The organism is Rhodococcus sp. As11, from assembly GCF_048957735.1.
GTDB lineage: Bacteria > Actinomycetota > Actinomycetes > Mycobacteriales > Mycobacteriaceae > Rhodococcus > Rhodococcus gordoniae.
In genome coordinates this window covers 223,196-249,174 of sequence record NZ_JARDJE010000003.1, presented here as the reverse complement: position 1 = coordinate 249,174, position 25,979 = coordinate 223,196, and the positions used below count along the sequence as shown (strand labels likewise).

The 25,979-nt window shown below is 71.1% G+C and carries 7 protein-coding genes; 3 read left to right on the top strand and 4 right to left on the bottom strand.

Going from position 1 to position 25,979, the window contains the following annotated elements; genetic code table 11:
* Positions 1 to 82: 82 nt before the first annotated feature.
* Positions 83 to 286 (bottom strand): cold-shock protein, encoded by a 204-nt coding sequence (locus PV766_RS05505; protein WP_006553044.1) that lies wholly within the window; start codon positions 284 to 286, stop codon positions 83 to 85.
* Between the two features lie 166 nt (positions 287 to 452).
* On the opposite strand from PV766_RS05505, the gene PV766_RS05500 reads away from it, so the two are divergent.
* The gene (locus PV766_RS05500; RefSeq protein WP_016932457.1) at positions 453 to 1,709 is read left to right on the top strand and encodes a pyridoxal phosphate-dependent aminotransferase; all 1,257 of its coding nucleotides are present in this window, start codon (positions 453 to 455) and stop codon (positions 1,707 to 1,709) included.
* Between the two features lie 329 nt (positions 1,710 to 2,038).
* Complete coding sequence (locus PV766_RS05495; protein WP_421096592.1) at positions 2,039 to 3,322, top strand: YibE/F family protein; 1,284 nt, start codon at positions 2,039 to 2,041, stop codon at positions 3,320 to 3,322.
* Positions 3,323 to 3,340: 18 nt separating this feature from the next.
* On the opposite strand, the gene PV766_RS05490 is transcribed toward PV766_RS05495, so the two are convergent.
* Positions 3,341 to 4,654, bottom strand: a complete 1,314-nt coding sequence (locus tag PV766_RS05490; RefSeq protein WP_129976024.1) for an Hsp70 family protein — start codon at positions 4,652 to 4,654, stop codon at positions 3,341 to 3,343.
* Between the two features lie 255 nt (positions 4,655 to 4,909).
* Here PV766_RS05490 and PV766_RS05485 point away from each other — a divergent pair, with 255 nt between their 5' ends.
* Entirely contained in the window at positions 4,910 to 5,425 is a 516-nt protein-coding gene (locus tag PV766_RS05485) for a protein tyrosine phosphatase (RefSeq protein WP_421096591.1), read from the top strand.
* On the opposite strand, the gene PV766_RS05480 is transcribed toward PV766_RS05485, so the two are convergent.
* Entirely contained in the window at positions 5,396 to 7,198 is a 1,803-nt protein-coding gene (locus PV766_RS05480; protein ID WP_129975855.1) for a polysaccharide biosynthesis tyrosine autokinase, read from the bottom strand. The two genes, PV766_RS05485 and PV766_RS05480, sit on opposite strands and share 30 nt — an antisense overlap.
* On the bottom strand, positions 7,198 to 25,896 hold the full coding sequence (locus PV766_RS05475) for an amino acid adenylation domain-containing protein (RefSeq protein ID WP_421096590.1): 18,699 nt from the start codon (positions 25,894 to 25,896) through the stop codon (positions 7,198 to 7,200). Before PV766_RS05475 ends, PV766_RS05480 begins: the two co-directional genes overlap by 1 nt.
* Positions 25,897 to 25,979 lie beyond the last annotated feature (83 nt).

The window sequence follows — 25,979 nt, the reverse complement described above, 5'->3', positions numbered from 1 at the left end:
TGTTTGTGGCGCACAGCACACGACGACGGCGCCGCACGAAAGTGCGGCGCCGTCGTACGCGGAATTCTCGAAGGGGTGCGACCTAGATGGCGCGCACACCCTGAGCCTGCGGGCCCTTCTGGCCCTGGCCGATCTCGAACTCGACTCGTGCTCCCTCGTCCAGGGTCTTGAAGCCCGATCCCTGGATCTCGGAGTAATGGACGAAAACGTCTGCTCCCCCACCATCCTGCTCGATGAAGCCGAAGCCCTTTTCCGCGTTGAACCACTTGACGGTGCCCTGCGCCATACCACTTGCTCCTTGCATTCCCCCACGTCACCCCGACGTGGAGCCTAGATGGACCTCGATCATCGCACTGATCCGGACATTCGTCGCGCCTTGTTTCCCAACTCGTTACCGCAACCGGCAAAACGCGGATGAAATCGTGTTGCGGCGCGGTGGCACGATGTAACCCGTGACTACCGAGGAGCAAGGCCAACTTCACCATCACATCAGCCGTCGGCTCGAGCAGTCGTCGAAGCTCCAGAACGTGCTCTACGAGATCCGCGGGCCGGTGCACGCCCACGCCGCGCGGCTCGAGGCCGAGGGGCATCGCATCCTCAAGCTCAACATCGGCAACCCCGCGCCGTTCGGGTTCGAGGCGCCCGACACGATCGTGCAGGACATGATCGCGGCGCTGCCCCACGCGCAGGGTTACTCGGAGTCCAAGGGCATCGCCTCCGCCCGGCGCGCGATCGTCACGCGCTACGAGCTCGTGCCGCGTTTTCCCAAGTTCGACATCAACGACGTCTATCTGGGCAACGGCGTCTCCGAGCTCATCACCATCACCATGCAGGCCCTGCTCGACGACGGCGACGAGGTGCTCATCCCGGCGCCCGACTACCCGTTGTGGACGGCGATGACCTCGCTGGCCGGTGGCACCCCGGTGCATTACCTGTGCGACGAGACCAACGGCTGGAACCCGGACATCGAGGACATCGAGTCCAAGATCACCGAACGCACCAAGGCGATCGTGGTGATCAACCCGAACAACCCGACGGGCGCCGTGTACTCGCACGAGGTGCTCGAGCAGATCGTGCATCTCGCCCGTAAGCATCAGCTGTTGCTGCTCGCCGACGAGATCTACGACAAGATCCTGTACGACGATTCGAAGCACACTTCCCTCGCCTCGCTGGCTCCCGATCTGCTCTGCCTGACCTACAACGGGCTGTCGAAGGCCTACCGTGTCGCCGGTTACCGGTCGGGGTGGATGGTCATCACCGGTCCGAAGGAGCACGCGGCCGGCTTCCTCGAGGGCGTCGACCTGCTGGCGTCGACCCGGTTGTGCCCCAACGTGCCGGCCCAGCACGCCATCCAGGTGGCCCTGGGCGGTTATCAGAGCATCGAGGACCTCGTACTGCCCGGTGGGCGCCTGCTCGAGCAGCGCGACGTGGCGTGGGAGCGGCTCAATGCGATCCCGGGTGTGAGCTGTGTGAAGCCGCGCGGTGCGCTGTACGCCTTCCCGCGGCTCGATCCGGAGGTCTACGACATCCACGACGACGAGAAGCTCGTGCAGGATCTGCTGCTGCAGGAGCGCATCCTCGTCACGCAGGGCACGGGCTTCAACTGGCCGAACCACGACCATCTGCGCATCGTGACGCTGCCCTGGGCCCGCGATCTCGCAGTGGCGATCGAGCGGATCGGCAACTTCCTGTCCTCCTACAAGCAGTAGGAGGAGGCCTCCGGCTCGCCGGGCGGGGAATTGTTGCCAAATGGTGACCTTGCCGTTTTCGGGACCAAAGTCCCTGCTTGACGGCATGTGCGACCTGCCCGATCGGACAGTTTGCCGGTTTCGTGACCATGGACACACGCCAATCCTTCCCAAGTCGGGGCCGAAACCAGTAATTTGTCTTACGGCACTATGTACTACGCACGGTGCCGGGCTCCCTGATCGATCGCCATCCCCCCTGTGCGAGATCAGGTGACGGTGGCGGGGACACCCCCCCTGCTCCCCGCCACCACCAGCCCATCCTTCTCCCCCCCCTTGGCTAGCCTGTTCGGGTGAGTCACGGACACGGGCACTTCGGCCACGGACACGGACACGGGCAGGCCGAAAGTCCCACACCCCTCGGCCCCATCGCCGCGAAGATCGTCGTCGGCCTGCTGACCGGGATCGGCCTGCTGGTGCTCTTCGGCACCGCTCTGCTGTGGCCGAGCAGCCGCTCCGTGGACATCCCCGCCCCCTTCCGCACCACCGCCGGCGACGCAGTCGTCACCGAGGCCGGGACGGTCGTGGAACAGAACACCGGGCCGTGCGGAAGCCCGTCCTTCGGTCGCGTCTTCACCGGCGAACCGTCCCCACCCGCGGTCGACACCTTCGCCTGCGAACGCAGCATCGTCGCCATCGAATCCGGGCCCGACGACGGCGCCCGCACGCTCCTCGAGGTGATCCCGGGCCCGGGCCAACCGGAACTGCAGGCCGATGACGAGATCCGCCTCGTCCGCCAGACCGACCCCTCGGGCACCACCCAGTACTCCTTCTACGACTACGCCCGCGGCTTACCGCTCGCGTTGGTGGTCGCGGCCTTCGCGATCGTCGTCGTCGCGATCGCCCGGTGGCGCGGTCTGCGCGCCCTGATCGGCCTCGGTGTCGCGTTCGGCGTGCTGGTGGTGTTCATGCTTCCGGCGCTCCTGGACGGCAAACCCGCGGTGCCGGTCGCGCTCGTCGGCGGTGCGCTCATCCTCTACGCGGTGCTGTATCTGGCGCACGGCGTGAATCTACGGACGAGTTCGGCGTTGCTCGGCACCCTCGCCTCGATGGTCGTCGCGGCCGTGCTGTCCTATGCCGCGATCCGGTTGACGCACCTGACCGGTCTGTCGGAGGAACAGAACACCGACGTGCAGCTGTACATCGGGCACGTGTCGATCTCGGGCCTGCTGCTGGCCGGATTCATCATCGGCTCGCTCGGTGTGCTCAACGACGTCACCATCACGCAGGCGTCGTCGGCGTTCGAACTCGCCGGGCTCGATCCCGACTCGTCGCGCCGGGACATCTTCTCGGCGGCGATGCGCGTGGGCCGCGACCACATCGCGAGCACCGTCTACACGCTCGTCCTCGCCTATGCGGGCGGCGCGTTGCCGTTGCTGCTGTTGTTCTCGGTGGCCGGGCGGTCGATCACCGACGTGATCACCGGTGACGCCGTGGCCATCGAGGTGGTCCGCGCATGCGTGGGCGGCATCGCGCTCACCTTGTCGGTGCCGCTCACCACGGCGATCGCCGCCGTGCTCGCGCGCACCGATGCACCCGGACGACAGACGAGTGGCCGGCACGCGCGACGCGCGTGAGCCGGGGACTCGGCGACCTCAGGGCAGGCGGATCTGCGGCAGCGGCGGCAGCTCGATCGTCGGCAGCGGCGGCAACGGCACACCGAGACCCGGAATGGTCGGCGGCGGCGGCGCGGGTTCCGGCTCGGGTGCCGGCGGGACGGGGCGCGGTGTGTAGGTCGTCGGGACCGGTTCCGGAGTGGCCGAGGTGGTCGTGGTGACCTCCGTGGGAGCTACAGCCGGTGCCGGGTTCGGACGCGGCGCGCTGGTGGTGGGCGGGACGTACGACTGGGTCGGGCTCGTCTCGTCGGCGGAGGCACCGGTGAATCCGGTACTCAGCGCCACGCCGATGACCGCGACCACCGCGAGGGCCGTGCCCGCGATCCCGGCGCCGGAGATCTGCCTGCCGCTGACCGACGGACCCCGACCGGCCAGCGACGACCACCACGGCTTCTTCGCGTCGGCGGACTCCGCGCCGGTGGCGGCAGCCGTGGGCACAGCGGCCGCGGTGGCGACGACCGGGATCTGCTCGGTGTCGGCGCTCGTCGACGGGGGCCGGCCCGGCACGATGCGCGTGAGGGTGCTCACCGGTTGCGAGGTGGCCGGTTGCGCGGCGGCCATGGCCCCGCCCTTGGCGAGGACGAGTTCGGGCTCGTGCGGCACCACCAGGGGCAGGCCGAGCCAGGAGCGCAGCACCTCCTGTACGAGCGGGATGTGCGCACCACCGCCGATCAGGACCACTGCCTCCGGGTTGCGACCGGCACGGGAGATCACCTGGTGCACGAACTGGGCCGACGACTCGACGCACTGACCGATGAGCGGATCGAACGTTTCGCGCGACATGAGTACGACCCCGGCAGCGCCCGGCACCGCCACGGTGTCGCTCTGCGAGAGCTTCTCCTTGGCCTCGCGGCACTGCGCCGACAGTTCGTCGTCGGTGGCGGGGTCGTCGGGTCGCCACACGCCGTTGGTGTCGAGCTGGTGGTCGCGGATGACGTTGTCGAAGACCCGGCCGCCGATGCTGTCGGTGCGTTCGGCGAGCACTTCCCGGGAGACGAGGTCGACGACGGTGACGGTGAGTCCGGCGTCGCCGAGGTCGTAGAAGACTGCGGTGTTGCTCCCGAGTTCTCCGGTGGCCTGCAGATAGGTGACCGCGGCCTCGGGTTCGGAGACGAGCAGGTACCGGTCGATGTGTTCGACGGCCATCGCCGCGCGCAGCCGATCGGCCTGGGCCTGGTCGCGGTAGACCAACCCCACACGCTCGATCGGGTCGCCCGCGACACCCGTCTGGAAGAGCACCCCGAGGGTGCCCGCAGCCAGACGCGCCGGATCGTCCTTACCCGTCTCGACCACCTGGAACTGGAATCCTGCGGTCGGGGACGTTCGATCCACCGGCCGCACCACCCGAACGGCGCTCTCCCCCACGGTTACACCGAGAATAGAACTCATCAGCCGCCTTCGACGTTGGTTGCGCCAGCTGCGTCAGCTTCCCCCGGCGCCCGAAATCACCGACGATGGTACAGAACGTTACCGGCGAGTCACCAGGGCCGTTCGGGTGACGCACACCGGGACCGAGCACCCCGAAGGCCTCTCCCATAGGATCGCCGGATGCGGATTCTCTATGTGTGTACCGGAAACATCTGCCGCTCACCGACCGCAGAGAGGCTGACCACCGCGTACGCGTCCGAGGTCGGCCGCGACGATCTCTCGGCGCACAGCGCCGGCACCCGGGCCATGGTCGGCTACGGCATGGAACCCACCGCAGCACTCGTGTTGCAGCAGCTCGGAGGCGATCCGGACGGTTTCGCCGCGCGTCGGATCACACCGCAGATCGCGGAGGACTCCGACATGATCATCACGATGAGCGAGCGGCACCGGGCCAAGGTGATCCAGCTCGCGCCGCGCAGGATGCGCGCGACGTTCACTCTGCGCGAGGCGGCCCGGCTGTACGAGGCCACCGGAGCACAGACCGTCGCAGAATTGGCGACGGCCCGGGCGCAGATGTCTGCGCCCGGGCCGGAGGACATCGTCGATCCGATCGGCCGCGACGAGGAGACGTTCGTCGCGGTCGGATCCGAGATCGCCGACCTGCTGTTACCTCTCCTCGCCGGTCTCCGTTCCTGAATCGTTCACCGGGCGCCGCGGTGCGTGCACCACGGGTCGCGACAGCGGCTCGGCGGAGGAGTACGCCTGCGGCGCCTGGTAGGGCTCGCTGCCGTAGCGCTCCGAGGCGGGCTGCGGTGCGGGCGGGAACTGCTCCGCGGCGCGGTAGTGGTAGGCGTCGTTGCTCGGCGCCGGGTAGGCCTGCGTGGCCGGCGGCTCGACGTGACGGTGCCCGTTCTGCGGCCGGGCCGTTTCCTGGGCGGGCGCCGACGGGGTCGGCTGCGACGGCTGTGCCGAGTGTGCCGGCTGTGCCTCTCGCGCCGGCTCGGCCGGCCGAGGTGCCGGGGCCGTCCGAGATGCCGGTGCGGTCTGCCCCGACGGATCGACGCGCTGCGCCGCCGGCGTGCTCGTCCGGGCGGCCGGAGCGGCGCCGTCCTTGTCGGAGCTGTAGTAGTACCGGTACTCGTAGGCCGTGCCGCGACCCTTGGTGGGGGTCATCGCGAGGATCGTGCCCAGCACGGGGGCGTTGACCGCACGCAGGTTGCCGACGGCCCGCGCGAACTGCTCGCGGGTGGTCTTGCCGTAGCGCGCGATGAGCAGCGCGCCGTCGGCGATGTTCGTCAGGATCGCCGCGTCGGTGACGGGCAGCAGCGGCGGCGCGTCGATGATGACGTAGTCGAAGCGCGACCGCAGGTCCTCGATGACCTCGCGGGCGTGCGCGGACCCGAGAAGCTCGGACGGGTTGGGCGGCAGTCCGCCGGCGGCGAGCACCCACATGCCGTCGAAGCGGGTCGGCTGGAGCACGTCCTCGAGGGTGGCCTGGTTCGCCAGCACGGTCGACAGGCCGGCGTCGCCGAGCGTGCCGAGGTACTTCGTCACGCGCGGACGGCGCAGGTCGGCCTCGACGAGAACCACGGAGTGGCCGGCCTCGGCGAGCACGAGAGCCGTGTTGACGGCCGTGGTGGTCTTGCCCTCACCGGGCAGCGAGCTGGTGATGACGATCGCGCGCGGCGGGTTGTCTACCTCGAGGAACTGCAGGTTGGTCCGCATCTCGCGGTAGGCCTCGGCGTCGCCGCTGTTGGCGTCGGCGAACACGATCGCCGGGTCCTCGTGCCGGGCCTTGTCGAGCGGGATCACACCCACCACACCGGTGCCGGCGAGTTCCTCGACGGCACTGCGGTCCTTGATGGTGTTGTCGAGGCGGTCGCGCAGCACCGCGAGGGCGATACCGAGCAGCAGACCGACGGCCAGGCCCAGAGCGACGTTCCGCGTGGTCTTCGGCGTCACCGGCGACGACGGAGTGGCCGCGTACTGCTCGACCACCACGCGGGCGGTGGGCGGGCCGCCGTCCTCGGGGGTCTCCAGTTCACGTGCCATGACGACGAATTCGTCCGACAGTGCGTTGGCGAGGTCGCGGGCACGCTCCGGCGACTCGTCGGTGACGGCGGTGTCGATGAGCACCGTGTCGGGGGTCGACGAGGCGGTGACCTTGCCGGCGAGGTCGACGGCCGACAGGTCGCCCAGACCGAGCGTGTCGAGGGTGCGCTGCGCGAGGGTGGTGCCTTCGAGCAGTTGGGTGTAGGAGGTGACGCGCTGCTGCGAGAACAGGTTGCCCTGGTAGATCTCCTGCACCGACGCGCCCGACGAGGTCGACACGAACAGCCGTGTCTTGGCTTCGTATTGCGGCGTGGTCAGCAGGGAGGCGCCGAGTGCGGCAAGAACCGCCACCACCGTCGTGACGGCGACGATCTTCCACCTCGCCTGCAGAATTCGCAGGTAATCATGTACTTCCATCAGGGCGTCTCCCTCGTTGCGGTAACACTGCGTGCGCACCCGGTGGGCGCGGTGTGGGGGTCGTCGTGGCGCTCGAGCACGCTGTCGAGCACCGGGCCGATCGCACGCACCGCGTCCGGATCGGCCAGTTCCGAGTGCGTGAACGGCACCGGATGTTCGACGACGAGACCGCGCACATATCGCTGCCAGGTGGCAACGAGATCTGGGTGCCGGTCGAGATCGGGTGCGGCGACCACCAGGTCGATGTCGCCGTCGTATTCGCTGAGGGTGTGCCTGTGCACCGCGGTTTCGACGGCCTGCGCGGCGGCGTCGGTGCGGCGGCGGACCTCGGCGACGAGTTCTTCGGGCAGCCCGGCGATGTCGGGCACGTTCTCTGCCGCGGGGTGGGGCTCGGCAGGCAAGGTCTCGGGTGTGAGGGTGTCGAGCAGCACTACCGCACCGACCTGCTCACCGCGCTCGCGTAGTTGCACAGCCATCTCGTGTGCGATGGTGCCGCCCACCGACCAGCCCAGTAGGTGGTAGGGACCATCGGCGCTCACCTTACGGATCTCGGCCACATACCGCGCGGCGAGTTCGCCGATGCTGTCCGGAATGTCGTCGAAGCCCGTTGCCTGCAGACCGTAGACGGTGCGGCCGCCCAGATGTGGCGCCAATGCTGCGTACATCCAGGCGAGTCCGCTGATGGGGTGCACGCAGAACAGCGGGGGCCGTTCGTCGCCGCGACCGGCGATCTCGACGATGCTGCCGAGCGGGTCGCGGTCGTCATTACTGCGGCCGTGTTCGATGCGGTCGGCGAGAGCGGCGAGATCCGGACTGGTGAACAGCCATTCGACGGGGACGTCGGTGCCGAGGGCGTCGCGCAGCTCACCGGCCACACCGACGGCGCCGATGGAACTGCCTCCGAGGTCGAAGAATCCGCGGTCGGCGGAGATCTCGTCGACGGGCAGGTCGAGGTGGGCGGCGAACACTGCGGCGACGGTCTGCGCGATGCGTCCCTGCGGCGCCATGAGCGGTTCGTCGGTCGTGCCGTCGGGTTCGGGCAGCGACGCACGGTCGACCTTGCCGGACGGCAACAGCGGCAACGCGTCGACGACGGTGATGCTCGCCGGCCGCAGGTGCCGGGGCAGCTCGGCGACGAGCGCGCGGCGCAGTGCGGCGAGGTCGGGTGCGGTGCCGGTCTCGGGCTGAATGTAGGAGACGAGCACGGTGTCTCCGGCCCGTCCGGGATGCGGCACGGTGACGGCCGCGGCGATGCCGGGGCGGGTCAGCAGCGCGGCGTCGACCTCGGCGGGTTCGATGCGGATCCCGTGGATCTTCACCTGATCGTCGATGCGGGCCACGTGATCCAGTACCCCGTTCGGCAGGATCCGAACCAGGTCGCCCGTGCGGTACAGCCGCGACCCGCCGCCGCCGAACGGGTCGGCGACGAATCGCGTTGCGGTGAGACCGGATTCGTAGCGGTACCCGCGGGCGGTGCTGTCGCCGGTCACGTAGAGTTCGCCGACGGTGCCGCGCGGCACGGGGTGCAGGCGCGAGTCGAGCACGTAGGCGCCGGCACCGGCGACGGGCGTGCCGATGCCCGGCTTCTCGTCGCCGCTCAGCGGAGCGGAATACGAGACGGCGACGGTGAACTCGGTGGGCCCGTAACCGTTGACGATCCGGTGCCGCGACCAGCGGCCCACCAGCGCACCGGGCAGCGATTCACCTGCGGCGACGATCGTCGTGGGCTCGAACGCCTCGGGGTCGAGTGTGCCGAGCACGGTGGGCGTGAGGTTGAGGTGTGTGACGCGCTCGTCGACGATCAACTCCTGCAAGGGTTCCCCGGCGAAGGTGTGATCGGGGGCGATGACGAGGGCGCCGCCGTGCGCGTGGGCGGAGAGCAGTTCGAAGATCGCGGCGTCGAAGGTGTGCGAGGCGACCTGCAGTACACGCGATTCCGGTCCGAGATCGAGCAGAGTGCTCTGGACGTCGAGCAGCGCCGCGAGTCCGCGATGGGTGACGTCGACGCCCTTGGGGGTGCCCGTGGTGCCGGATGTGTAGATCGTGTAGGCGAGATCGCCGGATGTCACTGCGGGGCGCGGTGGTTCGACGGCGTCGAAGTCGATGCTGCGGTCGGCGGTGAGGTCGATCCACGTCACGTGGCCGAGTTCGCGGTCGCCGACGGTCAGGCCGATGCGGGCACCGGAGCCGGCGAGGATCGCGGCGCTGCGCGCGTGGGGCTGGGTGAGGTCGACCGACACCCAGGCCGCACCGAGTTTCGTGATCGCCCAGACGGCGAGCGGCCAGTACTCGCTGCGCGGCACCGCGATCGCCACGAGGTCTCCGCGTCGCACGCCGTGCGAGGCGAGCACGGAGGCGATCTCGTCGGCGCGGGCGTCGAGTCCGCCGTAGGTCCACGCGACGGTGCCGGAACGCACCGCGATGCGTCCGCGATGCCGGTCGACGCTGGTCGCGAGGATCTCGGGCAGGGTGCGCGGCTCGACGGCGGGCGCCGACAGCGGCGCGGGCACCGGCACGGCGAGATCGCCGACGGCACGCTCGGGTTCGGCGAGCGCGGCGGCGAGCATCGCGACGAGGTCGGTGAGCATCGCGTCGCCGGTGGTGGCGTCGAACAGATCCGTCGCGTAGACGAAGCGCAGGTCCAGTCCGGCCTCGCGTTCGACGAGTTCGAGGACCACATCGAACTGCGCGGCCGGTTCCCCGGCATCGGTGTCGGCGACCTGCACGTCCGGCAACTGCGGCAGCGTCTCCCCGACCTCGACGCGGTGCGTGAGCAGCACCTGGAAGAGCGGGCTGTACGACGGATCGCGGCGCGGCGCGAGCCGGGCGACGACCTCGTCGAACGGCACGTCGGCGTGCGCGAGTGCCCCGAGATCGGTGGCCCGCACCTCGCGCAGCAGTTCGGTGAACGGCCGGGACGGGTCGACGGCGGTGCGCAGCACCACGGTGCCGACGAACATGCCGACGAGCCGGTCGAGGCGCGCATCCGTGCGACCCGCGATCGCTGTGCCGACGGCGATGTCGGTACGTCCGCTGCGACGCGCGAGCATCGCGGCGAAGACGGCGTGGACGAGCATGAACACCGTCACGTCGTGGCTGCGCGCCACCTCCCGCAGGCGACGATGGGTCTCGGCGTCGAGGGTCGAGACGATCTGCGCGCCACGGTGGCTCGGCTGCGCGGGGCGCGGCCGGTCGGCGGGCAGTGGCAGCGGGCTGTCGGGCAGGCCGGCGAGTGTGGTTGTCCAGTAGCCGAGTTGGCGGGCCGCGAGCGAGCTCGGATCGGTGGCGTCGCCGAGCAGTTCGTGCTGCCAGCGGGCGTAGTCGCCGTAGGTGACGGGCAGCGGCTCGAAGACCGGTGCCGCTCCCCCGCGACGCGCGGCGTAGGCGACGGCGAGATCGGTGAGCAGCGGTGCGACGGACGCGCCGTCGAACGCGATGTGGTGCACGGCGGCGGCGAGCACCCGTCGGCCGGGTTCGGCGTCGAACAACCGGATCCGCAGCGGCGCCTGCGCGGTGATGTCGAAGGGGGTCGTGATCGTGGCGGTCACGGCCGCGGCGACATCGTCCGGCGCGGAGTGTTCGAGCACCGGCGGGTCGACGGGCACCTGCACGTCGCCGATGAAGGCGGTGCGCAGCACGCGGTGCCGGTCGACGACGTCGCTCACCGCGGCGGTGAGGGCGTCGACGTCGAGGTCGCCGGTCAGCGACAGCACGACCGGCACGAGATAGCCGGCGGTGCCGGTCTCGGCGCGCGCGACGATGCCGAGGCGGCGCTGCGCGGGGGCGATGGGCGGCGGGGTGTCGTCGTCGTAGCGGCGCAGCGCGATGCGGTGGTCGTCGCCGGATTCGATGCGGGCGGCGAGCGCAGCGAGGGTGGGGGCGGCCAGCACCTCGCGCACCGGCACGTCGGTGCCGAACGCCTCGCTCAGCCGCGCGGCGAAGACGACGGCCGAGAGCGAGTCGCCGCCGGCGGTGAAGAACCCGCGGTGCGCGGCCGGACGGGCACCGAGCACGTCCTCGGCGACGGTGACCACGAGGTCCTCGGCGTCGGTGAGGGGCCGGTCGAGGGCGGCATCGTCGTCGAGTGCGGCGGCGTCGTGCAGTTCGAGGGCAGCGACGTCGAGTTTGCCGTTGGGCGTGAGGGGCAGCTGGTCGAGCACGTGCACGCGGGTGGGCATGCGGTGCGGCGGCACGACGAGTGCGACGCGCGCGGTGATGTCGTCGGCCGACAGGTCCGGGCCGGCCGCAAAGGCGACGAGCGTGCCCGCCACCGCGACCACCGCGGCCTGCCGGATGCCGGGCTGGGCGAGCAGCGTCGCCTCGAGTTCGCCGGGTTCGATGCGCACGCCGCGCACCTTGAGCTGGCGGTCGGTGCGGCCGAGATAGCCGAGGGTGTCGTCGACGCGACGGTGGACGCGGTCGCCCGTGCGGTACATGCGTGCACCGCCGGGGGCGGCGACGAAGCGTTCGGCGGTGCGGGCCGGGTCGTCGAGGTAACCGGCGGCGAGGCCGTCACCGGCGAGGTACAGCTCGCCGACGGCGCCGGCCGGGACGGGACGCAGTCGCGCGTCGAGCACGTGGGCGACGGTGCCGGGCACGGGCTTACCGATGCTCGGGCGGGTGCCGGGTTCGATGTCGACGAGGGTCGCGACGATCGTGGCCTCGGTCGGCCCGTACGCGTCGAGCATCACGCGGCCGTCGGCCCAGCGTGCCGCGAGCGACGGCGACAGCGATTCGCCTCCGGAGGCGACGACCTTCAGGTCGGGCAGACCCTCGGGGTCGAGGGTGCCGAGCACGGTGGGGGTCGACAGGTAGTGGGTGATGCGCTGCTCGGCGAGGTAGCGGTGCAGGTCCTGGCCCGCATACACGTCCGGGGGTGCGATGACGAGGGTCGCGCCGGTGGTGTGGGCGAGCAGCAGTTCGAGCAGTGCCGCGTCGAACTCGGGTGAATAGCCGTGCAGCACGCGGTCGCCGGGCTCCACCCGGTAGCGCTCGGCCGCTTCGGCGGCGAGCGGGGCGAGTCCGCGGTGCGTCACCGCGACCCGCTTCGGGGTGCCGGTGGAGCCGGAGGTGGACACGACGTAGGCGGTGCCGGGCAGGCACGTCTCCCCCGCCTGCCGCGAATGCGTGAAGGCCGCACCGGTCTTGGTGATGGCCCACAGGGTGCGGATGTAGTCGACGCTGCGCGGGGCGTCGATGCGCACGATCCGGCCGTCCCGCGCGCCCTCGGCCCGCAACTGGGCGGCGAGGGTGTCGGACTGCTCGTCGAGTTCGCGGTAGGTGAGCGATTCGCCGTCGCCGCGCAGGGCCTCGCGATCGGGATGTGCGGCGGCGGTGGCACGCAGCATCTCGGCGAGCGTGCGTGCCGGGGCGGGTTCGCCGCCGTCGAGGGCGGGCGCCGGGATGTCGACCGCCACTTCACCGATGGTGCTGCCGGGTGCGCCGGCCACGGCCTCGAGGAGCGCGACGAATCGGGTGGCGAGCAGTTCGGCGGTGCAGCCGGTGAAGCGGGCGGCGTCGAACACGAGCGTGCCGGTGTAGCCGCCGGGGCGCGGGGCGAGGGTGAACTGCAGGTCGAACTTCGGTGTGTCGTCGAGGATTTCGCGGGCCTCGACGGTGAGCTCCCCGAGGGTGATCGGGCCGGTACCGAAGTCCTGCAACGCCAGCGCGACCTGCGGTGCTCCGCTCTGCCGCTCCGACAGCAGCTGCTCGTAGGGCACGGTCACGTGGTCGAAGGCGGCGACGTCGAAATCGCGGACCTGGCCGAGCAACCCGGTGAACGACATGTCGGGGGCCACGCGGGCACGCAGCACGAGCGTGTCGAGGAACGGTCCGACGAGCTCTTCGAGCTGCGCCCAGCGGCGTCCGCCCACCACGGCGGCGACGGCGATGTCGTCGCTGCCGCCGAGTCGCGCGAGCAGCACGGACAGCGCGGCGTGCAGCACCATGAACTCGGTGGCGCCGTGCGCTCGGGCGAGTTCGGCGAGCGCGTCGCGCACCTCGGCGGGCACGGTGAAGTCGACGCTGCGCGCCCCGGTGTCGGTTCCGGGGGCGTCGGCGGGCAGTTCGGTGACGGTCAGTCCGTCGAGGGCGCGGCGCCAGTGCTCGAGGTCGCGTTCGGGGATGCCGCGTTCGGCTTCCCACAGGGCGTAGTCGGCGTACTGCAGCGGCAGCGGCTCCCACTGCGGGGCCGTGCCGTTCACGCGGGCGAGGTAGGCGATGGTGAGGTCGCGCAGCAACGGTCGCAGCGACGTGCCGTCGGCGATCGAATGGTCGACGTCGAGGTGCAGCACGTGCTGGTCGGGGCCGGTGCGTTCGAGTCGCACGCGCCACCGGTCGCTGCGCGGCGCCTCGTGGATCTGCTGGTACACCCCGTCGCCGTCGACGATGTAGTCGGTGCGCAGGATCTCGTGGCGCAGCGCGATGTCGCCGAGCGCGGCCTGCAGGGCACCGAGGTCGAGCGGTCCGCTCAGGTTCACCTCGCTGCGCAACCGGTATGCATCGGGGGCAAGGGAGCTCAGACCCCACAGGCGGCGCTGCGCGCGGCCGAGTGGGATCCGTGCCGGGCGTGGCGAGACCGCGACGGGCCCGGCACCGGTGTCGAAACCACCGGCGTCGAGGGCGGCCGCGAGTGCGTCGACGGTGGGGTTCGCGAAGACGGTGCGCAGCGGCACCTCGGTGCCGGTCTCGTCGCGCAGGCGTCCGACGAGGACGGTGGCGAGCAGCGAGTTGCCGCCGACGGCGAAGAAGTCGTCGGTGCGTCCCACCGTCGCACCGTCGCCGAGGACGTCGCCGATGATCCGGGCGACGAGTGCCTCGGTCTCCGTGCGCGGTTCGCTGCCGTCACCGGCGACGGGTTCGGGCAGCGCGGCGGCGTCGACCTTGCCGTGGGAGGTGAGCGGGATCGCGGCGAGCGGCACGATCGCGGTGGGCACGAGGTGTGCGGGCAGGACGCTGCGCAGCTGCGCCTGCAGGTCGGAGCCGTCGAGGTTCTCGCCGGTGACGTACGAGACGAGGCGACCTCCGCGCACGCGGGTCACCGCCCGTTCGACGCCGTCGAGTGCGGTGAGGGCGGTGTCGATCTCGCCGGTTTCGATGCGCACGCCGCGCAGCTTGATCTGGTTGTCGCTGCGGCCCACGAACTCGAGCGCACCGGCGCGGGTCCAGCGCACGAGGTCGCCGGTGCGGTAGCGGCGGCCGTCGGGTCCGGCGACGAACCGCGCTGCCGTGCGCGCGGCGGCGTCGCGGTAACCCGACGCGAGTCGCGGTCCCGAGACGTACAGTTCGCCGACCACACCGGCGGGCACGGGACGCAGCCGCTCGTCGAGCACCTCGACGGTGACGCCGCGGACGGGGGTGCCGATGACGATGTCGTCGCCGGGGCGCAGGGGCTGCGAGTTGGTGACGAACATCGTGGCCTCGGCCGGGCCGTAGCTGTTGATCAGAGTGCGCCCGCCGCCCCAGCGGTCGACGATCTCGCGGGTCAGGCGGTCGCCGCCGAGCACGAGGGTGCGCAGGGCGGGCAGGTCGCACACCGGCACGGTGGCGAGGGTGGAGGGCGTCATCATCGCGTGGGTGATGGCGGCGCTGTCGAGCAGATCACCGAGGGCGGCGCCGCCGTAGCTGTCGGGGTCGGCCACCACGAGCGTCGCGCCGGCGATGCCGGCGGTGAGCATCTCGAGCATCGCGGCGTCGAACGACGGTGCCGCGACGTGCAGTACGCGATCGCCCGGGACGGCCGCGATGTATTCGCCGATGTCCTCGGCGAACACGCTCGCGGCGCGCTGGGTGACGGTGACGGCCTTGGGATTTCCGGTGGTGCCGGAGGTGAAGACGAAGTAGGCGGGGGCGTCGGGTGCGGGGTCGACGACGTCGGCGAGCGGATGCTCGTCGTCGGAGGTCACCTCGAGCCACCGCACGTTCGCCGGAAGTGCCGGTGCTTCACCGACCCCCACGCGCACATCGGCGAGCATCTCGGCCAGGCGCGCGGTGGGGGCGGTGGGGTCGACGAGCATCGGTGCGGCACCGGCGCCGATGATGGCCCACACGGCGAGCACCGATTCGAGTGAGCGCGGGTAGGCGCACGCCACCGGATCGCCCGGACGCACACCGGAGAGTTGCAGGCGTGCAGCGAGAGCGTCGGAGTAGTAAAGCAGTTCGGGATACGACAGTTCGCGGTCGCCGTCGACGATCGCGAGTTCCTCGCCACCGGCGGCCGCACCCTGCGCCAGCCACTGCCGCAGCGACCGCGGCGCACCCGGTGTGGCACCGACGGCGGGCAGAGCAGTGTCGCCGTGCAGGTCGATCTCCCCGACCCGCACATCCGGATCCGCGACGGCCGCGCTGAGGATCGCGCGCAGACGATCGGCGTAGGCGGCGACGGTGTCGGCGTCGTACAGGTCTGTGCTGTAGAAGAATTCGAGGTCGATACCGTTCTGCTGCTCGGTGACGGTGACCTGCACGTCGACGTTGACGTGTTCGGTGTCGACCGGCTCGGCCGTGACGGTCAGGCCGGGCAGCGCGAAGGTCGAGGCGACGGGCCGCGCCTGCGACAGCGCCACCTGGAACAGCGGGTGCCGCGCTTCGCTGCGGGCGGGCTGCAGCTTCTCGACGAGCGTCTCGAACGGCGCGTCGGGGTTCGTGTAGGCCGCGAGGTCGCGGCGGTGCACCTGCGCGAGCAGGTCGGCGAAGGTGACGCCGGGATCGACGTCGGTGCGCAGCACGAGGGTGCCGGCAAACATACCGACGACGTCGTCGAGCTGCGGGTCGCCGCGACCGGAGACGGCGGTGCCGATGGGGATGTCGCGACCGGCACCGTGCCGCGCGAGCAGCGCCGCGAGTGCGGCGTGCAGCACCATGAACACCGTCGCGCGACCCTCACGGGCCAGTGCGTGCAGACCGCGGACGAGATCGGCGTCGAGCGAGACGGTGTGGGCGGCACCGTGTCCGGTGGGTTGTGCGGGTCGCGGCCGGTCGCCGGGCAGGGTCACCTCGTCGGGCAGGCCGGCGAGTTCGTCCAGCCAGTACGGGATCTGTTCGTCGGCGATGCTGCGCTGCCGGCGCGCGTAGTCGGTGTACTGCACGGGTAGCACCGGCAGCTCGGGGGCCGCGCCGGTGAGGCGGGCTTCGTAGGCGACGGCGATGTCGCGCAGCAGCGGTGTGAGCGACCAGCCGTCGGCCGCGATGTGGTGCAGGACGACGAGCAGCACGTGCCGGTCGGGTGCCGTCCGGTACAGCCGCAGGCGGGCCGGGGGTTCGACGGTGAGATCGAAACCGGTGGTGGCGTATTCGCGGACGAACTCGTCGAGGGCGTCTTCGGGCACGGCCACCGGCTCGAGATCGGGGCGTGCCGCGGGCAGCACGGTGTACTCGTCGGCGGCGGGGTAGACGGTGCGCAGCGTGCGGTGCCGTTCGAGCACGTCGCCCACGGCGGCGGTGAGAGCACCGATGTCGAGGTTCCCTTCGAGCCGCACCGCGAACGGCAGGTTGTAGCTCGGGGATTGCGGGTCGAGGCGGTTGATGAACCACAGGCGTTGCTGCGCCGCCGACAGCGGAGCCGGGGCGTCCGGGTCGGCGACGAGAGGCACACGGCGAGTGGGCGTATCGCGTCCAGTGGTTATATATGAGGTCAAGGCCGCAATGGTCCGGTTCTCGAAGATGTCTCTCACGGTGACATCGGTGTCCAGCACATCCGACAGGCGGCCCGCGAGACGCGTGGCGAGCAGCGAGTTGCCACCGAGGTGGAAGAAGTCGTCGTCGGCGCCGAGGGTGCCGGGGGCGATGCCGAGCAGTTCGGCGCACAGGTCCGCGACCAGCTCCTCGACCGGCCCGTGCGGTGCCGCTCCCCCACCGGCGGTGATGTCGGGGGTGGGCAGCGCGGCGCGGTCGAGTTTGCCGTTCGCGGTGAGCGGCAGCGCGTCGAGGACCACGGCGGCCGACGGCACGAGATAGTCGGGCAGGCTGCGGCGCAGGTCGCGCAGGACGGCGGGAGCGTCGCCGCCGACGAGATAGGCGACGAGCCGGTCGTCGCGCAGCAGCACCACCGCCTGGCGCACACCCTCGCTGCGCAGCAGGGCGGCTTCGATCTCGCCGGGTTCGATGCGGTAGCCACGCAGTTCGATCTGCTGGTCGGCGCGCCCGAGATAGTGCAGGGCACCGCTGCTGTCGCGGCGTCCGAGGTCGCCGGTGCGGTAGCGGCGGGCGCCACCCGGGGCGGCGACGAACCGCGTCGCGGTCCGGCCGGGGTGTGCGCGGTAGCCGCACGCGAGTTGGTCTCCGCGCACGTACAATTCGCCGATCGCGCCGGGAAGTGCGGGTCGCAGCGACGAGTCGAGCACGTCCACGGCGAGACCGGGCAGCGGCGCGCCGATGCCGGTCGCGGTGGCATCGCCGAAGGTGACGTGCACAGTGGTCTCGGTGATGCCGAACATGTTGACCGCCCGCACGTGCGGGTGGCGCTCGACCCACGGGCGTACGCGCGCGGGGTCGAGGGCTTCGCCGCCGAAGATCAGCAACCGCAGGTCGTCGAGCGGCGCGTGGTCGGTGGCGGCGAGCTGGTAGAACGCCGTGGGGGTCTGGTTGAGCACCGTCACGCGGTGGCGGGTGAGCACGTCGACGAAGGCGGCCGGGTCGCGCACCGTGAGGTGGTCGACCACGACGACGCGGGCACCGGTGCCCAGCGGCGCCCACATCTCCCACACGGAGAAATCGAAGGCCGGCGAATGGAACAGCGTCCACACGTCGTCGGCGCGCAACCCGAATTCGCCGACGGTCGCGGCGAGCAGCGACAGCACGTTGCGGTGCGTCACCTGCACGCCCTTGGGGGTGCCGGTGGATCCTGAGGTGTAGACGATGTAGGCGCCGAGATCCGCGACGAGCGGGAAATCGAAGAGGGCACCGTCGTCGAGGCGGGCGGCCACCTGCGGATCGTCGAGTCGCACTGCGGGAAAACGGATGTCGGTGAGGTCGCTGTCGGTGACCACCAGGGTGGGTTGCGCGTCGTCGAGCAGGGCCTGCAGGCGCGTGGCGGGATGCGTGACGTCGACGGGCAGGTAGATGCCGCCGACGCGGGAGACGGCGAGGATCGCGACGACCAGTTCGGGGGTCCGCGGCAGTGCGACCGCGACGACGTCCTCGGCGGTGACGCCGTGTTCACGAAGGAGTGTGGCGAGCGCGCCCGAGCGCGACCACAGGGCGCCGTAGCTGAGGGAGTACCCGTCCCCCACCACGGCGACGGCCTCGGGATCGTCGGCCACGCGTTGCGCGACCAGCTCGGGCAGCGACTCGGCCGGAAGTTGCTGTGCGGCGCCGACGGGGGTGAAGTCGGCGCCGCACAACTCGATACCGCCGACCGGCACTGCCGGATCGGCGGTAACAGAGTCGAGGATACGCACAAACCACGACTGCCACTGCACAATCGTGTGCGAATCCAAAAGTTCGTCCGAGTACGTCAGGATCGTGTCCAAGCCGGCCGGTACACCGGTCTCCGAACGACGTTCCCGGACGGTCATCTCCAGGTCGACGCGGGCGGTGCCCACCGGGATCTCGCGGATCGTCGTGGAACTGCCGGGCAGCGTGAACTCGTCGAGTGAGAACGACTCGTACGCCAGGATGACCTGGAACAACGGGTGGTGGGCGTCGGTGCCGGCGCCCACCGCGTCGACGATGCGGTCGAACGGCACGTCGGCGTGGGCGAAGGCGTCGAGGTCGGCGCGGCGGGTATCGGCGAGCAGGTCGGCGAAGGTGCGGCGCGGATGCACCCGCAGCCGCAGCGGCACGGTGCCGACGAACATGCCCACCACGTCGTCGACCGCGGCGTCGCTGCGTCCGGAGACCGGGGTGCCGACGGTGACGTCGTCGGTGGCGGCGAGCGCCGAGAGCAGCGTCGCGAGCGCGGCGTGCAGCACCATGAACGGTGTGACGTCGTGGGCGCGGGCGAGCTTGTCGATCGCGGCGTGCAGTTCGGCGGGGATCGTGAAGCTCGCGCGACCCGCGGTGCCCGTCGACGCCGCGGTGCGGGGACGGTCGGTGGGCAGCGCGAGCAGCGGCGGCGCGTCGTCGAGGGTCTGTTTCCAGAAGGCGAGCTGCCGGGCCGCGAGACTGTCGGGGTCGTTCTCGTCGCCGAGCACGGCCCGGTGCCAGCGCGCGTAGTCGCGGTAGGTGACCGCCGGAGCCGGCAGGTCCGGCGATTCCCCGTCGCGGTGGGCGCGATAGGCGGTGACGGCGTCGCGTCCGAGCGGCAGCAGCGACAGGCCGTCGGCGGCGATGTGGTCGATCACCACGGCGAGCACGTAACCGGAGTCCGTCCGGTACAGGCGGGTGCGGATCGGCGCGTCGACGGTGAGATCGAAAAGCACACGGGCGAATTCGGCCAGTTCCGCATCGAGGGCGGTGCCGGGGTCGACGGGCTCGAGGTCGAGTGTCACCGTCGGCAGCACGTGCCGGCGCGGGCCGGACGGGCTGTCGGGGAAGACCGTGCGCAGCGAGTCGTGGCGTGCGACCACCGTGGCGGCGGCCGCGCGCACCGCGTCGAGATCGGTGTCGGCGTCGAGGTCGAGCGCGAAGGCGATGTGATCGCCGCCGTCGGCGCGGTCGGCCACGTCGAACCGGTTGAGCAGCCACATGCGCTGCTGCGCGGGGGCGAGCGGTGCGTCGCTGTCGTCGTCGACGTGCACGAGCGGCAGGTGCTCGCCCGCAGGTTCCTCGGCGAGCAGGTTCGCGAGTTCGGTGACGGTGGGGTGCTCGAAGATGTCGCGCACACCCACCCGGCGACCGGCGACGCCACGCAGACGCGCCGCGAGCTGGGTCGCGAGCAGCGAGTTGCCGCCGACAGCGAAGAAGTCGTCGGATCCGGCGACGTTCGGCAGATCGAGCAGGTCGGCGACGACACCGGCGACGAGTTCTTCGGTGGCGCTGCGATACCCGTCGGTGCGGGTCGCGGCGAGCACCGGCTCGGGCAGGGCCGCGCGGTCGATCTTGCCGGTGCTGGTGAGCGGCAGCGCGTCGAGCACGGTGACGGTCGCGGGCACCATGTGCCGGGGCAGCCGCTCGGCGGCCCACTCGCGGATCTCGTGCGGGTCGAGGCGGCCGTTGCGGCTGTGCACGTAGGTGGCGAGGGTGTCGCCGCGCACCACGGTCACGGCGGTGCCGATGCCCGGGTGGTTCTGCAGGGTCGCGTCGATCTCGCCGAGTTCGATGCGGAAACCGCGGATCTTGACCTGGTGGTCGCTGCGGCCGACGAATTCGAGGGCGCGGTCGTCGTCGTGTCCCGTCCAGCGGACGAGATCGCCTGTGCGGTAGAGGCGCCCGGCGCCGAACGGGTTCGCGACGAACCGGTCGGCGGTGAGTGCCGGTGCGTCGAGATACCCACGGGCTACACCCTGTCCCCCGAGATACAGCTCGCCCGTCACCCCTTCGGGCACGGGCCGCAGGCGTTCGCCGAGCACCACCGCGGTGACGCCGACGAGGCCGGTACCGATGGTGAGCCGGTCGCCCGGTGCGAAGGGTTCGCTCGAGGTGGCGAGCACCGTCGTCTCGGTGGGTCCGTAGACGTTGAGCAGGGTGCGGCCGGGTGCCCAGCGTTCGGCGGTCTCGACCGGCCACGCCTCGCCACCGATCGCGATCGTGCGGAGAGCGTCGAGTGCGGCGGGGTCGAGCTGGGTGGGCACCGAGGGCGTCGAGAACCAGTGGGTGATGCCTTCGGCGCGAAGCAGTTCCACCAGTTCGTCGCCACCGAACAGGTCGGCGGGCGCCACCACCAGCGTGCCGCCGGCGGTGAGCGCCAGGACGTATTCGAGCACTGCGCCGTCGAAGGCGGGGGTCGCGAAGTGCAGCACCCGCGCGTCGGTGACGGTGCCGGAGGCAGCAGGCAGGTCGAAGCGCTCGATGAACGATTGCGCGAGCGGGCCGAGTCCGCGGTGCGAGACCACCACGCCCTTGGGCCGGCCGGTGGATCCCGAGGTGTAGACGACGTAGGCGGTGTTGTCGAGGCGCAGCGGTCGCACCCGATCGGCATCGGTGATCGGGCGGGTGTCGCCCTCGGCGGTGAAGGTGATCGGCTCGACCCCGTCGGGCAACGCGACCTCGCCGTCGACGATCGCGTACCGCGCGCCGGATGCGCTGAGCAACTGGGCGATCCGCGCGGCGGGCTGGCCGGGATCGACGGGCACGAAGGCCGCGCCGCTCAGCGCGACGGCCGCGGCGGCGAGCACCGAGCGCGTCGACCGCGCGAGCACGACGGCCACACGATCTTCCGTCCCGATACCCCGCTCGACGAGCGTCCACGCGAGCGGGCATGCCGCCGTGCGGATCTCGACGGCCTGCCCCCCGGGTTCGGTCACGCAGGCCGGGGACCGGTCGATGATCTCGGCGAAGGTCGCTTCCGGGCCGGGTTCGGCAACCTCGACAGCCGGGGCGCCGAGGTCGAGGTCGCCCACGGGCAGCGACGGATGCTGCGCGACCTGCTCGAGCACGCCACTGAGGCGGGTCACCCAGCGGGCGATGGTGTCGTCGTCGAACAGCTTCGTGTCGTAGACGAGGCGGCCGGTGAGCGATCCGTCGCGCAGTTCGCGCAGCGAGATCTCGACGTCGAATCGTGCCTGCGCCGAGGCGATCTCCTGCGGCCGCACGGTGAGCCCGGGAAGTTCGAGGTCGGGCACGTCCACGTTGTCGTAGGCGAGCATCACGTGGAAGGGCGAGAAGCCCAGGGCATCGACGACGTAGTCGAACGGCACGGTGGCGTGCGCGAAGGCGTCGAGGTCGGTGTCGCGGGCCTGCGTGAGCAGCGAGGTGAACGGCTCGGCCGGGTCGACATTCGTCCGCAGGGTGACGGTGCCGACGAACATGCCGACGAGCGCGTCGAGGTCGGGGTGGTCGCGACCTGCCGTTCCGGTGCCGATGGCGATGTCGTGCCCGGAGGTCCAGGCGGCGAGCCACACGGCGACGGCGGCGTGCACGGCCATGAAGGTGGTGGCGTCGTGCGCGGCGGCGACGGCCCGCAGTGCCGCGACCTGCTCGGCCGGCACCGTGAAGTCCACGGCCCCAGCGGGACCGAAGCCGCCGTTGCGGGGACGGTCGGTGGGCAGCGGCGCCGCGTCGGCGAGCCCGTCGAGTGTGCGTGTCCAGTAGTCGATCTCGCGACCGGCACGGGTGTCGGATGCCGCCGGATCGCCGAGGCGATCGAGATGCCACCGCGCGTAGTGCCGGTAGTGCAGCGGCAGCGGCGTCCACGCGGGCGCCTCCCCCGCCGTGCGGGCGAGATATGCGGTGGCGACGTCGGCGGTGAGCGGCACGAACGACGCACCGTCGAGCGCGATGTGGTGGGCGACGACGGCGAGCACGTGCTTGTCGTCGGCGAGTCGCAGCAGGCGGATGCGGAACGGGATCTGCGCGGTGAGATCGAACGGTTCGGCCGCCCACTCGGTGATGAGCGCTTCGACGTCGCCCTCGGCGGCTTCGGGTTCGAGGGCGAGTCCGGCGACGGCACGATCGAGCGGCAGCACGTCCTGTACCGGGCCGTCGACGTCGAGGCGGAACAGCGTGCGGAGGGTTTCGTGCCGGTCGAGGACGTCCACCACCGCGGACTGCAGCGCCGGCAGGTCGAGGGCACCGTCGAGGTGCAGTGCGAACGGCAGGTGGTAGGCAGCCGGGTCGCCGTGCGCCCGGGCGAGCAGGAACAGTCGGCGCTGCGCTGGGGCCAGCGGCGACGGCCCGGCATCGGGAGTGGCGACGGGTCGCGATTCCGATTCGGGTCGCTTCGCCGCGGCTGCTGCCAGACGAGCAACGGTGGGATGGGCGAACACGTCGCGCAACTGCACGTCGCGGCCCAGTGCGGCACCGAGACGTGCGGCGAGCTGGGCGGCGCCGAGCGAATGACCGCCGAGCGCGAAGAAGTCGTCGTCGGCCCCGATATCGTCGACGCCGGTGAGCTCGGCGAACAGCTCGGCGACGATCTTCTCGGCCGGGCCGCTGGGTGGCCGCGACCCGGCGGCCACGGCACGTTCGGGTGCGGGCAGCGCGCGCCGGTCGACCTTGCCGCCCGGCGTGAGCGGCAGCGCGTCGATCACGGTGATCGACGACGGCCGCAGATAGGTAGGCAGTTCGTCGGCGAGGCGGACGGTGAGATCGGCGGGGTCGACGTCGCCCACGACGTAGGCCGCGATGTGGTCGCCGTGGACGGTGACGGTCGCGGTCTGCACCTCGTCGACGGTGACGAGCGCGGATTCGATCTCACCGAGTTCGATGCGGTAGCCCCGGATCTTCACCTGCTGGTCGGCACGGCCCAGGAATTCGAGCTGCCCGTCGGTGGTCCAGCGGACGCGGTCGCCGGTGCGGTACATGCGCCCGCCGAACGGCGAGGCGACGAAGCGTTCGGCGGTGAGGGCCGGTGCGCCGAGGTAGCCGCGCGCCACGCCCGGCCCCCCGAGATACAGTTCGCCGATCACGCCGGCGGGCACGGGATGCAGGCGGGCGTCGAGGACCACGGCGGTGGTGCCGTCGATCGGCCGGCCGATGGGCACGCCCGCGCCGGGCCGCAGGGGGTCGCTGAGGGTCGCGAGGATCGTGGTCTCGGTGGGCCCGTAGGCGTTGAGCATGGTGCGGCCGGTGGACCAGCGGTCGGCCACGGCCTGCGGCAGCGCTTCGCCCCCGGCGTCGAGAACCTGCAGGTCGGGCAGGCCGTCGTCGGGGGTGACGGCGAGGATCGCCGGTGCGGTGATCGCGTGGGTGACGGCTTCGCTGCGCAGCAGAGTGGCAAGAGCCGGTCCGCCGACGGCGTCGCGCGGGCAGATCACCACGGTGGCGCCGGCATCGAAGGCGAGGAGCAGTTCCTGCAGCGACGCGTCGAAGGACGGTGCGGCGAGGTGCAGCACGCGCGACGCCTCGTCGGCGCGGTAGCGATCGCGCAGCGTCGACACGAGTGCCGACACACCGCGATGACCCACCGCGACGGCCTTCGGGGTGCCGGTGGAGCCGGAGGTGTGGATGATCCACGCCGCATTGTCGATGTGCAGCGGAAGCAGGCGATGCTCGGCCGTGAAGGTCTCGCCGGATACGTCGGCGGGCGGCGCGATGCGGGTGACGTGCTCGGGCAGCGGCGGGCGGTCGTGGGCGATGACGATCCGCACGTCGCGCAGCACCTGATCGAGGCGGCGGGCGGGAAGTTCGGGGTCGAGCGGGGTGTAGGCGGCGCCGGTCTTGGCCACGGCCCACAGTGCGACCACCGAGTCGATCGAGCGCGGCAGCAGCACGGCGACGCGTTCTTCGGGGGCGGCACCCGCCGCGACCAGCGCATGAGCGAGCGTGTCGGAGCGAGCGTCGAGTTCGCGGTAGGTGATGCTCTCGTTCCCGTCCACGACGGCGACGGCGTCGCTCGCGGCATGGCGGGTGAGGACGTCGGGCAGCAGTTCCGGCTCGGGCGCGGTACGGCCACGGGCGGGCGCCAGGCCGTCGAGTTCGGCCGGGCCGGCGAGGGCGAGATCGCCCACCGCGACGCCCGCGTTCTGCACGAACTGCTTCAGGAATCCGAGGAAACGGCTGTGCAGCGACGAGAGGTGTTCGCCGCTGTAGAGAGTGGGGTTGGCCTCGAAATCGACGCGCATCGTGCGGCCGGCGACGCCCGGGTAGACGTTGACCGACAGGTCGTCGACCGGTCCGGTGGACTGCACGTGGTAATCACCGATGACATCGCCGAACGCGATCTGCGGGTGGAACATCATCAGGTTGACGACGGGACCGAAAGCGTTGCGCGTCTCGCTGTGCTCGCGACCCATCTCGCGCAGATCGGCCAGCATGTCTTCGTAGCGGTAGCGCTGGTGGCGCAGGGCGCCGGTGAGCTCGACCTGCACATCGCGGATCAGATCGGTGGCCGGCGCCGCCTGATCGACGCGCACCCGCAGCGGAACGACGTTGGAGATGGCCCCGGCGGAGCGACGCAGCGGCGCGGTGGTGCGCGCCGAGACCGGGAGCGTGAGCACCACATCGTCGGTGCCGCACGCGCGCGACAGAAATGCGGCGAAGGCGGCGACGACGATGGGGACGTCGGTCGAGTTCGCATCGTGGGCCAGAGCCGTCACGGCGTCGGCGACCTCGGACAGCAGCTCGGCCCCGGCATGGCGCGCCGGCGCCTTCGGCGGAGCGACGCCCTCGACGAGCGAAATCGGCTCGGGCAGGCCGGAGAGCCGCTCGAGCCAATGGGCGCGATCGGCGGTCCGACGTTTCGACCCCGTGTATGCAGCCTCGAACTCGACGATCTTCTCGACGGGCATCGACGTGACGGGCGGTGTCTCCTCCCCCGCAATCCACGCCGAATACAGCTCGGCGGAGCGGTTGAGCATGATCATCGCGCCGTGCCCGTCCAGGGCGATGTGGTGGACGTAGCTGGCCAGGAAATAACGACCGTCGCCGATATGGAGCAACGCCGTCGCGATCAATCGGTCGCGCAGCGGATCGATGGGCCGCGAGAATCGCTCACTCATCCACCGGTGGGCCGCAGCTTCCGGATCCTCGCACGAGCGGAAATCCACGTACGGGACGTCGTCGTCGAACTCGACATCGACAACCTGCTCTGGAAGCCCTTCCTTCTCGACGAGGAACAGGAAACCCGACTCCACGTCGCGCGCACCCTGCACACATGCCTGACGAACGAGGTCGTGATCGAGCTCGCCCCGAAGTTCTACGTACTGGGCAATCGTGAAGGGCACATCGGGATGAAGAGCTTGCGCGTACCAGAGCCCCCGCTGACTAGGGGACAGCGGAAGTAAGTGCACCACGCTCCCCTCGCCCT

Bases quoted from the DNA above. Each gene is read 5' to 3' on its own strand.
- PV766_RS05485 (WP_421096591.1), top strand. From the start codon at position 4,910: ATGCGGATTCTCTATGTGTGTACCGGAAACATCTGCCGCTCACCGACC.
- PV766_RS05480 (WP_129975855.1), bottom strand. From the start codon at position 7,198: ATGGAAGTACATGATTACCTGCGAATTCTGCAGGCGAGGTGGAAGATC.
- PV766_RS05505 (WP_006553044.1), bottom strand. From the start codon at position 286: ATGGCGCAGGGCACCGTCAAGTGGTTCAACGCGGAAAAGGGCTTCGGC.